Origin of the sequence: Rhodococcus sp. ACPA1, from assembly GCF_002300195.1 — a bacterium.
Taxonomy (GTDB): Bacteria; Actinomycetota; Actinomycetes; order Mycobacteriales; family Mycobacteriaceae; genus Rhodococcus_F; species Rhodococcus_F opacus.
In genome coordinates this window covers 342371-357304 of sequence record NZ_NSDX01000008.1, presented here as the reverse complement: position 1 = coordinate 357304, position 14934 = coordinate 342371, and the positions used below count along the sequence as shown (strand labels likewise).

General features: G+C 65.1%; 16 protein-coding genes. 11 read left to right on the top strand and 5 right to left on the bottom strand.

Annotation, left to right across the window (positions count from 1 at the left end):
- Window positions 1–54 precede the first annotated feature (54 nt).
- The 3 genes from CJ177_RS34700 to CJ177_RS34695 all read left to right on the top strand — a co-directional run bounded on the left by CJ177_RS34700 (window position 55) and on the right by CJ177_RS34695 (window position 1387).
- Window positions 55–693 (top strand): phosphoadenosine phosphosulfate reductase family protein, encoded by a 639-nt coding sequence (locus tag CJ177_RS34700; protein ID WP_241031745.1) that lies wholly within the window; start codon window positions 55–57, stop codon window positions 691–693.
- On the top strand, window positions 594–863 hold the full coding sequence (locus CJ177_RS49530) for a phosphoadenosine phosphosulfate reductase family protein (protein WP_373560074.1): 270 nt from the start codon (window positions 594–596) through the stop codon (window positions 861–863). Before CJ177_RS34700 ends, CJ177_RS49530 begins: the two co-directional genes overlap by 100 nt.
- Before the next feature lie 98 nt (window positions 864–961).
- The gene (locus CJ177_RS34695) at window positions 962–1387 is read left to right on the top strand and encodes a YciI family protein (RefSeq protein WP_218835156.1); all 426 of its coding nucleotides are present in this window, start codon (window positions 962–964) and stop codon (window positions 1385–1387) included.
- A gap of 125 nt (window positions 1388–1512) precedes the next feature.
- On the opposite strand, the gene CJ177_RS34690 is transcribed toward CJ177_RS34695, so the two are convergent.
- The 3 genes from CJ177_RS34690 to CJ177_RS34680 form a co-directional block, all read right to left on the bottom strand.
- On the bottom strand, window positions 1513–1728 hold the full coding sequence (locus CJ177_RS34690) for a hypothetical protein (protein WP_095869798.1): 216 nt from the start codon (window positions 1726–1728) through the stop codon (window positions 1513–1515).
- Window positions 1729–1738: 10 nt separating this feature from the next.
- Window positions 1739–2053 carry a hypothetical protein gene (locus CJ177_RS48710; RefSeq protein WP_241031746.1) on the bottom strand — a complete coding sequence of 105 codons (315 nt, stop codon included), beginning with the start codon at window positions 2051–2053 and terminating at the stop codon, window positions 1739–1741.
- Window positions 2054–3378: 1325 nt separating this feature from the next.
- Complete coding sequence (locus CJ177_RS34680) at window positions 3379–4395, bottom strand: AraC family transcriptional regulator (protein WP_095869797.1); 1017 nt, start codon at window positions 4393–4395, stop codon at window positions 3379–3381.
- Between the two features lie 730 nt (window positions 4396–5125).
- On the opposite strand from CJ177_RS34680, the gene CJ177_RS34675 reads away from it, so the two are divergent.
- The 5 genes from CJ177_RS34675 (at window position 5126) to CJ177_RS34655 (ending at window position 11384) form a co-directional block, all read left to right on the top strand.
- Entirely contained in the window at window positions 5126–6016 is an 891-nt protein-coding gene (locus tag CJ177_RS34675; protein ID WP_095869796.1) for a TauD/TfdA family dioxygenase, read from the top strand.
- A gap of 641 nt (window positions 6017–6657) precedes the next feature.
- The gene (locus tag CJ177_RS34670) at window positions 6658–7248 is read left to right on the top strand and encodes a hypothetical protein (protein WP_095869795.1); all 591 of its coding nucleotides are present in this window, start codon (window positions 6658–6660) and stop codon (window positions 7246–7248) included.
- A 246-nt stretch (window positions 7249–7494) separates the two neighbouring features.
- Window positions 7495–9048: a long-chain fatty acid--CoA ligase gene (locus CJ177_RS34665; RefSeq protein ID WP_095869794.1), complete on the top strand. Its 1554-nt coding sequence runs from the start codon at window positions 7495–7497 to the stop codon at window positions 9046–9048.
- 96 nt (window positions 9049–9144) lie between these two features.
- Window positions 9145–10038: an alpha/beta fold hydrolase gene (locus tag CJ177_RS34660; RefSeq protein WP_095869793.1), complete on the top strand. Its 894-nt coding sequence runs from the start codon at window positions 9145–9147 to the stop codon at window positions 10036–10038.
- A gap of 14 nt (window positions 10039–10052) precedes the next feature.
- Entirely contained in the window at window positions 10053–11384 is a 1332-nt protein-coding gene (locus CJ177_RS34655) for an MFS transporter (protein ID WP_095869792.1), read from the top strand.
- 96 nt (window positions 11385–11480) lie between these two features.
- Here the strand turns inward: CJ177_RS34655 and CJ177_RS34650 are convergent, their stop codons facing one another.
- Window positions 11481–12704: an NAD(P)/FAD-dependent oxidoreductase gene (locus tag CJ177_RS34650; protein ID WP_095869791.1), complete on the bottom strand. Its 1224-nt coding sequence runs from the start codon at window positions 12702–12704 to the stop codon at window positions 11481–11483.
- A gap of 277 nt (window positions 12705–12981) precedes the next feature.
- Between CJ177_RS34650 and CJ177_RS48705 the strand changes: the two genes are divergently transcribed.
- On the top strand, window positions 12982–13155 hold the full coding sequence (locus CJ177_RS48705) for a hypothetical protein (protein ID WP_240960983.1): 174 nt from the start codon (window positions 12982–12984) through the stop codon (window positions 13153–13155).
- 54 nt (window positions 13156–13209) lie between these two features.
- Window positions 13210–13341 carry a hypothetical protein gene (locus tag CJ177_RS48700; RefSeq protein WP_257014823.1) on the top strand — a complete coding sequence of 44 codons (132 nt, stop codon included), beginning with the start codon at window positions 13210–13212 and terminating at the stop codon, window positions 13339–13341.
- Between the two features lie 481 nt (window positions 13342–13822).
- On the opposite strand, the gene CJ177_RS34635 is transcribed toward CJ177_RS48700, so the two are convergent.
- Complete coding sequence (locus tag CJ177_RS34635) at window positions 13823–14038, bottom strand: hypothetical protein (RefSeq protein ID WP_095869789.1); 216 nt, start codon at window positions 14036–14038, stop codon at window positions 13823–13825.
- A 249-nt stretch (window positions 14039–14287) separates the two neighbouring features.
- Here CJ177_RS34635 and CJ177_RS34630 point away from each other — a divergent pair, with 249 nt between their 5' ends.
- The gene (locus CJ177_RS34630; RefSeq protein WP_095869788.1) at window positions 14288–14659 is read left to right on the top strand and encodes a hypothetical protein; all 372 of its coding nucleotides are present in this window, start codon (window positions 14288–14290) and stop codon (window positions 14657–14659) included.
- The last annotated feature ends 275 nt before the right edge of the window (window positions 14660–14934 follow it).

Below are 14934 nucleotides of genomic sequence, written 5' to 3'. Positions count from 1 at the left end.
CTGCTGGCACCCATATGGGCCATAGGTCCCCTATGCACACCGCACTGCCGATGGGTGAGTGGCGGAGCGACGACATCGGAACCTGGCCTGGATCTCGCCGCACTGCGTGGATTTCGAGGGCCGTCGGCGAGAGCTGGCGCGAAGGCCATCGCGGACATCACCGTTCGGATCGAGTCACATCTGGCCGGCCACGACGGGTACCTCGCGTTCTCCGGCGGAAAGGATTCGCTCGTCATCCTCGACCGGGCCCGCCGCGTCGCACCGGAGGTGCCGGTGGTGTTCTTCGACTCCGGCCTCGACTACCCCGAAACCTACGACTACCTCACCGAACTCGCCCACACCTGGCGGCTGGACCTGCACTGCATCCCCACCGACCCACCACTGCTGCAGGTGCTCGCCGACTCCGGCCTGTGGAACCACACCGCACTCACCGACGGTGCGGCCGCGGCGATGGTGGATCTGCACGCGGCGCTGATCACTGAACCCGCTCGCCGCGCGCACGCACTGCTCGGGCCGGGTGAGCTGTGGGGTATGCGGGCCGACGAATCCGCCCCCGCCGAATGCTCAACACCCGAGGCGGCCGCCGCGACGGCATCATCGCCCGCGCGGACGGCACCGCCGCGTACAGGCCGATCTGGGACTGGACCACCACCGACGTCTGGGCATACATCGCCCGCCACCGGCTCCCGGTGAACCCCGTCTATGCCAAACTCCGTCAGCTGGGTGTCCCCGCGCAGCAACACCGCCTCTCCCACCTCATCGACGGTGGCCACCTCGACCGCGGCCGGCTGACCTGGCTCCGCCGCGGGTGGCCGGCCCTTTTCGAGCAACTCGCCGACACGCTCCCCGCATCCGACAACTGAGCTAGGAAATGTCGCCGGGGATGTCGAGAACCCGCGCACGGCTTCGTCCCCGCAGTGAAACGGCCACAATGGGCCGCACCGCACCAAAGGAGAACATGATGGCCAAGTACCTGCTGCTCAAGCACTACCGCGGCGCGCCCGCATCGCTCAACGACGTACCGATGGACCAGTGGACGCCGGAGGAAATCTCCGCCCACGTGCAGTACATGAACGACTTCGCCGCCCGGCTGGAGGGCACCGGCGAGTTCGTCGACAGTCAGGCACTTTCCGCGGAGGGCATGTTCGTCCGGTACGACGGTGAGGGGCGGCCGCCGGTGACCGATGGGCCGTTCGCGGAGACCAAGGACGTGATCGCCGGCTGGATGGTGATCGACGTCGAGACCCACGAGCGGGCGCTCGAGCTGGCCGGCGAGTTGTCCGCAGCCCCAGGGGCGGGTGGGAAGCCGATCCACGAGTGGCTCGAGGTGCGACCGTTCCTGGCCGCCGCACCGAACACTACGGAGTGCGGTTTTCACCAGGGGTGATGACATGTCCCGCGATCGTCTGATCGCGGTGCCGGGGCCGCTCGAACAAGGCGTGCTGTCTAGTACCTGAGCAAGAATGAGCTAGAGTATGGACACTGCGGATGCACAGGATGAGCCGGAGGCGTTTACCCCTTCTCGGGGTTGGTGCCTTCGGTTTTCTGTTTCGCGAGCCGCTCGTCGGTCATCCGTTTCTTCAGCTCCCGGCGGGCGCGTTGCTTCGGGGTCTCCTCGGGTTCGCTCTCGGGTTGGTCGTCGACGGGCCGGAAGTGCGCGCGTCCCAACTTGATGTCCGGGTGCACGACCAGCTCGGGTCGGCCCTTGTCGTCGGTGAACAGTCCCATCTCGTTCCCCTCATTCCTTGGTGACATCTCGCAGCTGGACGATCATCCGTCGGCCGATACTGCCGTCCGGGCGACGGTATCGCCCCTCACCGGCCGAGACCACCTCGAACCGCATTCCGCGCGGCAGCAGGTGTGCGGTGTCGTCGACGGTGTCCGACCTCCCCATATACATGCCCCGGCCGGTTTCGATCTCGAACACCACGTCCCGCTCTCCGACCGTCGGGTCGAGTTCGTGCAGGGCATGGGTGGCCATTGTGTGCCGGTCGAAGTCCAGCCGCGATCCCGGCTGCAGGGTCGAGGGCAGGTTGACCGCTTCCTGAGGCACCTGGTGGGGAGGGTGACCGCGCAGTAGAGGATGTGCCCTCGGTCGTTGAACCGTTCCGCGGTCTGAATCGCCTGGTCCACGCGCTGGACCTGCGACCGCATCTTCACGTCCAGTTGCTGCGCGTCACCGCGTGCCGTCGACAACGCCTCCCCGACGGTGTTCCACCGGTCCGGGTCGGTAATCAGGTTCTGCACGGCGGTGTACCCGACGGCCGGCAACCGCGACTGCGCCTGGTGCTTGTTCACCGAGCGCACCTTGCGCTGACGCGAACTCAGGCCTCGGCGAATCGAATCCGGGATCGGCAGCTCGCGGCGTTTACGTTCGGAGACCTCGGGCACTGTCGCCCGGGGGAAGGCCCGCTCCAGGTCTTTCCGAGCGCGGGTGAATTCTGCGTCCTCGACCATCCGGTCCAGTTCCCGCGCCGAGTCACGCTCCTGTGCGCGGTCTTTGTACGTGTCGGCGGAACGGTAGCCGGCGGGCTTCGATGCGGGCGTGTGCTGGTGCCGGCCTCCGGATCCAACCGACTCGCCGGTGCATCCGGGCTCACGTTGTACACCACCAGATCCCCTCCCGCTGCGTCGAATACCCCCCCCCGATATGATGAAGCGTGGCAGGCAATAATGTCCCAATTGACGACCTGCCACGCTCGAACCCGACCGCAGCGTGGGTCTACCCGGGAAAAGCATTCCGGTGACCAAACCAGCAACTCGCTCCCACGCGTGCTGTCGGCGTTGCCGCCGACGGTACGAGCATACCGAAACACGCAGAGGTGGAACCCGATCCGCTCGCACTTAGGGGTTTCGTCGTTCGGGGTGTTGACCTGCGATCACGGCACGTCCCCTCGCGGACTGGGTGAGCTGGAGACACCGTACCGCCAGTCTTCTCGGACGAAGGCCTCCGTGTCACGATTCTGAGTCGTTAGCGACCGCACCGCAGCAGACCTCGAACGCGAACTCGCCATGCTCGTCTACGTGCGGGACCGCCTCCGGGCGTCGGAGGGCGAACACTTCCGAATCCCGACCACGAGCGCCGACGTGGTACTCGATGCGCTCAACAGCATCGAACGGTCTCCGTCGGATCCGACATTATTCCGCCCGGAAAGAGCACGAATGACCACAGGTTCCCGGTTCCGAGGAGGTGGTCACGGGCCTGCACCAAGGCAAATTCCGCTGGTGGCCAGCGGGGAGAATAGCCTTGTACCAGAGTCCTCTGAAGTAAAGAGCCCAGTAGCTGCCGGTCCTCGCGTCCGTGAGCAACTCAGGGCTTGCTTCACCGTCAACGAATTCCTCGACATCGGCAGCTGTCTGCCCACCGGTGTCGCTGGGCTACGCCGACCGGGACCCGTTCCCGCGTTCCGCCCGCCATACCGTTGGACTGGATCCGAACTCGTTTCGAAACCATCGCGAGAACGCGGAGAGCTCGGAAAATCCAAGCAGTCCAGCGATATCCGTTAGGGAGCGTGTCTGCTGGGTGACGTATCTCCGGGCCAGCTCCGCTCGGATGCTATTCACCATCTCCGAGAATGAGGTGTTCGACCGGGCAAGAAGTCGATATACCGTGACGCGGTTGACTCCCAGGGTCTTCGCGACATGCTGCAGTGAACACCGGCCGGTCGGGAGAGTGGTCTCGATCAATTCACGGACGCGATCGAGGTCATCGACGGGGCGCGGGCTGGCGATGGTGTCGATATATTCCTTCGCGAACGATTGAAACAACGTGTCAAACAGTTTGTTCGGGAGGTCTAGGTCGCTCGCAGGAAATACGAAACCATTGAAATTATCGCCAAATCGGACCGACTTCCCCAAGGTCTTGGGGTGACGTGTCCGGGTGGCCGGCGCGTCGTGGGTGAAGCAGATATGTGCCGGATTCCACTGGTTTCCGACAACGAATTTGATTAGACGGATAAGCGCCCCCACGGTCATCTCAGAAAAATGTGTGGAGTTGACGTCGGGACCTAGGTTGAAGTCAATCCTGACCTTCGCGAGGTCGTCCGCTTCGGAGATCCGGATATTGATGGCCTCGCTGCGAATGTGCTGATATTGGCCGAGCAACATCAGTACGCCGCGCAGATCCGCCTCGCCCTGCGCAGCGACACTGATCGGGCCTAGGTTGGTCACCTTCCGGCTGTCGGCCAGGCGAATTCCGAAGTCCTCGAGACCTGTTGCCACCGCAGACCGCTCGAGCAGTTGAGCTGCGGCGTCGATGGCGATCCACTGGTTTGGCACGGCCAGGTCGGCTGCCTGCAGTCCCACCGACCTCAGTAAGGGAAGTGGGTCAACTTTCCGAGACCGAACGAGATCCAGGTAGCCGGTCAGAGCGGCATTGCGGACGAGCATGGTCATCGCGGCGTCTTTCCGATTCTCGTCGAACGGCGGTGGGCGTTCTCCTTCAGTCGTGATGTACCGAGCAGGGGTTCCCTATTGCGGCGCGCGAGGGGGAGGTGCCTCCTGCCTGGGGTTATGTCACTGGTAAGGCCAGGTACTGGCAGTCGAGGGTACCTCGCAGCTGCGGTCGTGGGTAGCGCCGAGTGCCTGACGGCCGGTGACCGATATCGCCCGCTGCCAGCGAGTGCGGCCGGGTCCACCGACAGGGGATGCTCCGCCTGGTCCTTCGGCCGATCGGCTTAAGCAGGTGCGCCGAGGGGCGCGGATCCACCAGGCGATGGGTCAGCGCCCCCGAGTTGTGCGCGTGGGATAACCGCAACCTCCGGCAGGTGGGCCATGGTCGGCTGACCAGGGATCCGCGGATGTCGCGGCGAAGGCACTCCGGGAGCTCGGTGTCCTGAGCGTTCAGATACGAGCCTGCCGGCGAGGCCGCACCGCCGGATCTGCCGGCCGCCCGAGCCGACCGTTCGTCGCGGCTTCGTGTCCGGGCACCAGTAATAGCGCGTCAAGCGAGATGCAACGTGAGGTCAAATTCTTTTCACGCCCGAGCGATACAGTTTCGACACCTGAAGCTGCGAATCCAGTCATTGATGGTCCGCAATTGAAGAGCATTCAGCGATCGGTCCCTGACATTGCGGGCCGAGCTGAACGAGTAACCCTTCCGCATGAAAGAAAAGGAGCGACACCCATGGGCACCGCCGTTAAATTCGAGGTACCAGCGCAGGCCGAGAATTCACGGATCAGAATGAAGCAGTTGACCCGTCACATCGGCGCCGAACTGTTCGACGTGCAGATTCCCGATATCACTCGCGACGCCACACTCTTCGCAGAATTGAAGATGCTCCTCCTGAAGCACAAAGTGTTGTTCCTCCGAGATCAGGACATCACGCGTACTCAACACGTCGAGTTCGCGAAGAAGTTCGGTTCGCTCGAAGAGGGCCACCCCAACACCGATGATGATTCGGGCGTAGTGCTCCTGTACAAGGACAATTCGAGCGAGGGGCACTACGAGAACTCTTTCCACAGCGACACCAGTTGGCGCGAGTGTCCATCCATGGGCTCCGTTCTGCGTTGTGTGGAAACGCCGGAGGTCGGTGGCGATACCATCTGGGTCAACATGGTCGAGGCGTATCGGGAGCTTCCGGACCATGTGAAGGAGGACGTACGGTTCCTGCGTGCCCGGCACGGCTTTGAGGCAGTTTTCGGTGCTTCCAAGCCGATGGAAGTACGGCACGAGCTGAAGGAGCGTTTCCCTGATGCCGAGCACCCGGTTGTGCGCACGCATCCTGAGACGGGTGAAGAGATCCTCTATGTGAATGTGTTCTCCACGCACTTCACGAACTTCCACACGCCGAGCAGGGTGCGTTACGGTGCCGATTACTCGCCGAGCGCAAGTAATTTGCTCGACTACCTGAAAAGCCGGGCATTGATCCCTGAATACCAGGTCCGTTGGACGTGGACGAAGAACAGCGTCGCCATCTGGGACAACCGATCCACGCAGCATTACGCGGTGCAGGACTACTGGCCGGCGGTCCGGAAAATGGAGCGCGCGACGATCGCAGGAGATCGGACCTTCTAGGTCTCCCGTTCCCGCGTGTTGCCCGGAAGTTCCGGCCGCACAGAACAACGCGACCACACCGGCCTGATGACAGGTGACCTGCCGGAGAACCCCGTGCCACCCAACTTCCGCGGCCGTGCGCGACAGCAATTGCCGACCGACCTCAGGACCCCCAAATGACCGGCACTCCCCACGCGTCCGACCTTCGTCCACCCGTTCCGCGGCCGAACTCTCGCGGGGCGTTCCTCACCGCGCAGGTGCAGAGTTATCGACGACATCGACCTCGCACGCAGCAGACCGCGCAGCGGCGGCGGCTCGCCCGACCTACCCGCATCACGAGGCGGCGGAGATCATCCGGTTCGCCGAGGTCTGGGCGCCCTACGGCGGACCACCCGGCGACGAAGTGTTCGTCCGCTTCGGCATTACCACCGCCCAGTTCCGGGCGCGACTGCGCGACGCCCTCCGGAAGTGTTCCGATCCGGACACCACTCGTTGGCACACTGCCGCGTATCGCGTTGCGTGAATGCCCGCTTGACCAGCGGGCGACCGAGTACGACGAACTCCCCCCTCGGCGCGCTCGCGCCGAGGTGTTCGGGTCCGCACCACCGGACCGCATCACACAATTTCAGCCATCACACAATTTCAGCTCTGATAGGAAAACGATGAGTAGATTCGACGTCACCAAGACGAACATTGCGGTCGGGCAGTTGATCGAGCAGACCGTCAACCCGCGGCACCGGTACCTGCTACACGCTTACAACCGGCACCGCAACCTGGAGATTGCCGGCCGCTGGGAGGAGATCTTCGCACCCGACATGATGGTCGACAAGCCCGTCTACAACTTCAACACGTTCGGTCGCATGGTCAAGCTCGAGGGTGCCGACGCGATCAAGAGTGTCTACAGCGAATGGGCTGGAACCGGGCAGTGCATCTTTTACGTCGAGGACGAGAAGATCGCTGTCGGCGACAACCTGATCTGCACCGACTTCGTGCTCTACCAGCAGACGCCCGGAACGGCGCTGGCCGCTGACGGCATCGACGTCGACCCGCAGGCGACCTATCTGATGAAGAACCGGCAGTACATGAACTGGCCCTACGACGACGAGGGCCGCCTCATCGGTGAGGATGTGTGGGAGGTCGACGAATCCACACGGGAGTACATCCGACTCGACCCCTCCGAGGTGCTCACCTGTGCACAGGCGGCGCCCCTGCTCGAACCGCTGATCAAGCCGCTGCCGGTGCGTCCCTTCTAGGGAATTCCCCACTGTCCGCCGAAGACGGCAGCGGCACTGGGGGTTCCGCCCTGCAGATGCCCGGGTAGGTGGTCAGCTTCGGTGAACCACCGCCTGGGCTTTCCGATTCTTCGCCGGTGATCCCGGCGACGGCGCCGTTCCCGGCCAGCGCCCGCGAAGGCTTCCGGCACCTTCGGGCGCCCCAGGGCCATCCACGCCCGATTCGACAACGGCCACGGCCGCAATACCCACCGAGAGAGTTGCCACATGCTCAATCTGTCCATGCTCCTAGAGGATTCCGCTCGTCGGTATCCGGACCGCGACGCCCTGATCCACGACGAGCAGCGGTTCACCTACGCCCAGCTCAACGCCGTCTCCAACCAGGTAGCCAACCTTCTCGTGTCGCGCGGGATCCGGCCCGGCGACAAGGTGGCGCTGTCCCTCCCGAACGTGCCGTGGTTTCCGGCGCTCTACTACGGGATCCTCAAGGCCGGCGCGGTGGTGGTGCCGCTGAACATCCTGCTCAAGGGCCGCGAAATCGCTTACCACCTGGCCGACTCGCAGGCCAAGGCCCACTTCTGCCACGAGAGCACGCCGGACCTGCCGATCGCCGAGTTTGCCCGCGAGGGCTTCGCCGACACCCCGGGCTGCGAACACCTTTTCGTGATCAGCGCGGACCAGGTGGCCCCAGGGGAGGGCGTCACGGCTCTGCCGCACGCACTCGAAAACCAGTCCAGCGAGTTCGAGAGCGCGGTCCGCGAGGCCACCGACACTGCCGTGATCCTCTACACCAGTGGCACCACCGGGCAGCCCAAGGGAGCCGAGCTGTCACATTCGAACATGGTGATGAATGCGCAAACCTCCAACCGCCTGTTCGACTCGAGACCGAGCCAACAGGACACGCACCTGACGGCGCTACCGCTTTTCCACACCTTCGGCCAGACCGTGAACATGAACTCGGCCTTCTCGGTGGCCGCGACATTGATCCTGCTGCCGCGATTTGATGCAAAATCCGCCCTGAAGATCATGAACGAGCAGAACGTGACGGTCTTCGCGGGGGTGCCCACCATGTACTGGGGTCTGCTCGACGCCCTCGCCGCCGGAGTCGACGGAGTGGACGTGACACGGATCGCGGCGAACCTGCGTAAGGCGATCTCGGGTGGATCGGCGCTGCCGGTAGAGATCCACAAGCAATTCCGGCAGCGATTCGGCGTCCAGATCCTCGAGGGCTACGGGCTCTCGGAAACATCGCCGCTGGCGGTGTTCAGCGACGCCGAGAGCGATACCCGGCCGGGGTCGATCGGCACGCCCGTCTGGGGTGTGCAGGTCCAGTTGGTCGATGCCCAGTGGAAGCCTGTGACCTCGCCCAATGAGGTAGGTGAGATCGCGATCCGGGGCCACAACGTGATGACGGGCTACTACAACCGGCCCGCGGCCACCGCCGAGGTGATGCGCGAGGGCTGGTTCCGCAGCGGGGACCTCGCCCGCCGCGACGAGGACGGCTTCTACTACATCGTCGACCGGGCCAAGGACATGATCGTGCGCGGCGGTTTCAACGTGTACCCCCGGGAAATCGAGGAGGTCCTCATGGCCCACCAGGCGGTCTCGCTGGCGGCAGTGGTCGGGGTACCGCACGAAAGCCACGGCGAGGAGGTCAAGGCCTTCGTCATCCTCGGCAAGGATGCGGACATTTCCGAAGGCCAGCTGATCGAGTGGACCAAGACGCAGATGGCCGCCTACAAGTACCCACGGATGGTCGAGTTCGTCACGTCATTGCCGATGACCGCCACCGGAAAGATCCTCAAACGCAGCCTCGCCTAGGTTGCCTCACGCATCCGACCGCGCCGGCAACCGGGGGCCGCAACGCGACTCCCATGACACTTACTGGCCCATCGGGCACTACTGCATGGAGAAACAATGCTCGACAAGCTGCACATCGTGGTGGGAGAGGTCCGGTCACCGGTCCTGACCAACAGCCCCTCCGGATCCGACGAGGCCGTGGTGTTCGTGCACGGAAATCCCGGCTCCGGCGACGACTGGGTCCCGTTGTTGGAGAAGGTTGCCGCCTTCGCCCGGGTGATCGCCCCCGACATGCCCGGTTTCGGCGACACGGAACGGCGCACTAATCAAGACTTCACGGTGCCGGCGCAGGCAGACCACCTCGAGGGAATCATCAACCAACTCGGTGTCACGCGCGCGCATCTGGTCCTCCACGATTTCGGGGGGCCGTGGGGGCTGGCCTGGGCTGCCGCGCATCCCCAGCACGTCGCGAGCGTCACGCTCATCGACACCGGCATCAACAGGAACTCGCACTGGCACGGATTCGCTCGCCTGTGGCGAACCCGGTTCGTCGGCGAACTGGTGCAACTGATGATGAGCCGCCGGGTCACCCGGGCGATCATCGGACGCAAGAATCCCGCATTGCCCGAGAACTGGCTGAACCAGATCGTGGACCACGCCGCGCCCTGGGGTACCAAACGGGCGGTGCTCCAGATGTACAGGTCCCTGGACCTCGCCGTGCTCGAAGGAAGTTTGACCGGCCCGCTCCGGGACCTGGAGGTTCCGTCGCTCGTGGTGTGGGGCGCGGACGATCCCTTCATTCCCGTCGAGTTCGCCCAGCGGCAGTTGGCGAGCTTTCCCGGCGCGCGGGTCGACATCGTGCCGGGAACCGGACACTGGCCCTGGCTCGATGCGCCCGACAAGGTCACCGACATCGTGCTGCCGTTCCTCCGTGCCCAGTTCGACGATGCCCCCTCCGACTCGGCTGGTATCTCCGGTCGCGACGTGCCCACGACCACGGTCGGTCATTAGATTAGGAGCACCACATGGAACTGCGTGCCACCTCCGTCGACGACCCGGCCGCCACACCCCGCGTCGGCCCCAGCACCCGGTCGAGTAGGTATCCGTGGATCGTCTTCGCCCTCACCTTCGGGCTCCTGCTCTCGGACTACATGTCCCGGCAGGTTCTCAGCGCCATCTTCCCCTTCCTGAAAACTGAATGGGCGCTGTCTGATTCCCAGCTCGCCTCGCTCTCGAGCATCGTCGCGCTCATGGTCGGCCTGCTCACCCTGCCGCTGTCGCTGCTGGCGGACCGGTGGGGCCGGGTCAAAAGCCTGGTCCTCATGGCCGTGCTCTGGAGCGCAGCCACCCTGTTGTGCGCAGTGGCCGGCAGCTACGAACAAATGCTCGGTGCCCGGTTCCTCGTCGGAGTCGGCGAGGCCGCCTATACCAGCGTCGGTATCGCGGTCGTGCTCAGCGTCTTCGCCCCCCGACTGCACGCCACCCTCAGCGGAGCCTTCATGGCCGGCGGATCCTTCGGGTCGGTGATCGGTGTCGCCCTCGGCGGCGTCATCGCCGTCCACGTAAGTTGGCGCTGGTCGTTCGCGGCCATGGCGATCTTCGGTTTGATCCTGGTCGCGCTGTACCGAGCCCTGATCACCGAACGTAAACTGGCCCAGCACGCCGCCGACGACCTGCCCGCGGTCACAGCTGCTGCAACACAGGCGGGGTACCGCGCCCCGGTGTCGACCCTGTTCACCAATCCGGCGGTCCTGTGCGCCTATATCGGCGGCGGACTGCATCTGTTCACCGCCGGAGTGCTGCTGTCCTGGCTCCCCAGCTTCTTCAACCGCTACTACGACCTTGCCCCGGCCGAGGCCGGCGCGATGGCGGCAGTCTTCGTGTTGCTCGTCGGCAGCGGAATGGTGATCTGCGGCATCATCACCGACCGTGTCGGCCGCACCGACACCAGCCGCAAGTGGACCGCAGCGATCGCCTTCTGCCTGATCTCGCTCGTGTTCCTGACGGTAGGATTTAGCGTCGGTGCCGGGACTGCGCAAATGGTCCTGATCGCAATCGGTGCCTTCTTCTCCGGCGGGGCGTCCGGCCCATCCGCGGCCATGGTAGCCAATCTCACGCACTCCTCTGTCCGAGCCTCCGCCATGGGTACCCTCGCCGTTGCCTACAACCTGCTGGGAATGGCACTGGGGCCCTTCACCGTCGGCGTCCTCGCCGACCACCTAGGGCTGCTTCGGGCCCTGCAACTCTCACCCCTGGTCTACCTCGGTGCAATCGCCGCACTGATCGCCGGCAAGCGGCTCTACCCGGCCGGGATGCGAAAGCTCGCCGCACTGAGCACGGACACACCACACCCGTGAATCCCCCGACCCACGCGGGGGCCGGTCCTCACCCTCACTCCGCCGCGCGGGCAGCCGGGCGACCGCATCTGGCTCGCTCCCTATCCACCTCCTCGCTCATGCCGGGCCGCTTGGCTTGGCCAGCGATCGACCGTGCTCAGCCTGGACCCGCTGCCGTCGGGAGGCGTCGTTGACCGGCCACGTGTGCGACCCGGGCTTTCGCGCCTCGCCCGCCAGCTGCTTGACGGGGCTCGCGGACGCGGCCTCCTTGAGCTTCGCGCCGAGGCGGCCCCGCAGGTGCAGCCGCATCGCGGTGTCATCCCTGTGGGCGAGCTGGAAGACACCGTCCCCACGCCCCAGGCTGACACACATGGCGGCGATCCCCTTGCCGAAGTCTGCGGGCCGCTCCCCTGCTATCCGGCTGAGCACCGTGTCAGCGGCATGCGCGCCGAGGGGCAGCGCAGCTTGGCAGCTCATCCGCAACGGCAGGTTCGACGGGGCCGCGGCATCGCCAGTCGCGACGATGCGTTCGTCGTCCACGCTGGTCAGCGTCTTGTCGGTGAGGAGACGGCCCACGGCGTCGGTGCTCAGACCGCTGCGGCCGGCCAGGTCCGGAACGCCGAAGCCGGCGGTCCAGATCGTCACCGTGCTCGGCAGCTCACGGCCGCCGCTGAGCTCCACGGCGTCGCGTGTCACCGTGGTGACCGTCGCGCCAGGACCATCGAGCACGGTCACACCGAGATTGGACAACCCCTTGGCCACCGAGCGTCGGCCCCGTGGGTGCAGATACGGGCCGAGCCGGTCGCCGCAGACCAAAGTCACGGTCCGCCCAAGCTCCGCGAGCTCGGCCGCCGTCTCGATGCCGAGCGGACCGCCACCGACCACCGTCACCGTCACCGGCGCCGCTACGGGGGCGTCATCGAGGACGGACCGAAGCCGCTGCGCCTCCTCCAGGCTGGCGGTCGGATAAGCGAACTCGGCCGCTCCGGGTACGCCCCGGTCGGCGCTGCCACTGCCCACGGCGTAGATCAGGTAGTCGTATCCGACGGTCCCGCCGGACTCCAACGTCACGCCGCGCTCGGCAGCGTCGATCCTCGTCACGCTGTCCACCAACAGCCGGATACCGTCGGCCAGCACGGCGGAGTAGTCAACCACCGCATCGTCGGACCCGCCCACCAGCTGATGCAGGCGGACCCGCTCGACGAAACACGGACGCGGGTTGATCAGCGTCACCGCCACATCGTCGCGCTTGGTCAGGCGATTCGCCGCCATCACGCCGGCGTACCCGCCACCAACCACGACCACATCGATCTTCCCGGGGCGCACACTGCTCGCATTCATGATGTCTCCTTGAGATTGGCGTCGCACATAAGACGCCGCCCGCCCCACCAATGTGACAACACGTGACCCACACCCCTTCCCTGACACAACGGTCAGATCAGCGCAGGGACCCTGAGTGACGTTGAGGACCCCTGAGTGAGCTGCACGGGTCGCCGCTGCCCCCTTGCATGGGCCCGTGCTGATCATGGACCGACACTCGAGCCCGGCCATCCCGCCCACCACCGTCATGTTTACAAAAACTCGATTGCGGAAAAGCGCACCCGAGGAGGTGCACACCATGACCACCGAACAGTGCGTCAGCGATACCGACAGCACACGCCAGGCCGCCATGCCCATCCATACACAGACGCTCCACGACCTGGTCGCGGCGATGTGGTCCGTCGACACCAGCGACGGGCCACTCGACCTCGACGCGGTAGCACGGATCCGGCAACACCAGTTCGACGACTAGATCCTCGCCGCCGCCCGCTCCGGCTTCCTTACCGCGCGCGAGATCGACACGCTCGTGCAGTCCTGGCACGCCGACCCCCGGTCGCTGTTCGACGCCCTCCTCGCCAACTCCGACGACCTCACCCGGAGGCGCTACCAAGCGATCTGGAACTCACTGGGTACCCTCGACGCAGTCGAGTACGCCTGACGCATCCCCCGCAGAAACCGCGGAAACAGCCTCGCTGTCGGTTCGCGCGCGTCGGATAAGAAGACCTTCTCGTCTGCCTCGGAGAACACCGCTCCCACGTAGGTGCGGATCCGGAACACCGGCCGCGCCGGACCATCCTGTTGTCAGGTCGAAGGGGTCGTCGGGGGCAGATTCCACTCGTGAGCGTGGACGAGAGGAACCGAGCCGGTCTCCCGCAGACGCGCGACGACGGTCAATATTTCGTCGTCGTAAAGGGATCCGTCGCTACTGATTCCGGCTCTATCGAGCATGGTGCGCCAGCCGCTGTATCGCAGGCCCGGGCCGAGTTGTTGGTTCCCCAAGGAGATCTGGCGCGGTGGCCTCGGCGATCACCGCACATGCGTCAGCGGCGTTGGCGGCGGTCCGGCAGATACCTCGCAGATAGGGTGATGACACCGGCCGGAAAGGCGCTGAAAACGCTGCTACTGAGTAGTGTTCAGAATTAGCCTCGCGGCCGGAAATCTATTTGCAACGTGATGTCGACCCCTTGCTGAGTGGCGTCGGCAATCCGATCCATCAGGTCATACGCCAGATCCCGATACCGGGCTTCCCACCTGGTCGTATCAAGGTGACTGGTGTCAGCCGCGAGGAACTCGCTCCATGCGGCGTGCGCGGCCGTCACTGCTGCAATCACGTCATCGGTTCCGTCGGCAGTCATAGAACGATCCTCCTCTTCTCGAGGACGCCCAGCTATTCGAAGCCAAGTCGGAGCAGCCCGAACGGCCTTTCCTCGACGGGGTCAAGCGCGCTGGTGCGTCGGGCCCCGCGACGGCGTGAAGCGAGCTCCGAATTTCGGATACGTGCTGATCAAGGCGGTGGCTCGGCTCCGACCTGGTGAGCCAGGCCCCGTCGGGATCCGGCCCAGTTTCGGCGTCACCACAGCCCGTGCCGGCGTTACGATCGGGCCATGGGACTGGGCGCCGTGGCGCGAGCGCTGATACGGGCCGCGTACCGGCTTGTTCGTTTCCCGCTGCACCTGGTCGACGACGTGGTGTTGCCGGTGATCTTCGACGAGCAGGCACCGGTGCGGCGGGCGTACGGGAAATTCCTCCTCGACTGCGACGGCGCCGCGGCGTACCTCCTCGCCGACGACACGGCGGCGGTCCGTGCCGCCATTCTCCGTGGACGCAGCGCCGCCTTCCACGATGCGATCGCCCGCCACCCCAGTAGCATCCACACCGAATCCGAGGTCGTGATGATGCACCACCGGGCACGTTTTCGAGAACGCCGCAGCGCCACCAACCCGCCCGGACACTCGACAACCCGCCCGCCCCGGTAACACCCCCAGGACTGAGGCATGTGACAGAAATCGATCGATTTCCGACACGAGGAAATGCTGCTCGCCCCGGGCAGGACAAGACAGGTCGAGTGTCAGGTCGCCGGTACCGAGTCACCTGCCTCGGTAAGCGCGCGAGTGCCACTGCACCGACGGGCTCGCGGGCCTGCATCGGAACGATTGCGACACGATGGTGGGAAGCAGTGATGGCGCTAATCTCATAGTTCGGTCGCGGCCCGCGAGTGTGCGACCCAGAGTTCGGAATTCCCGACGAGGAG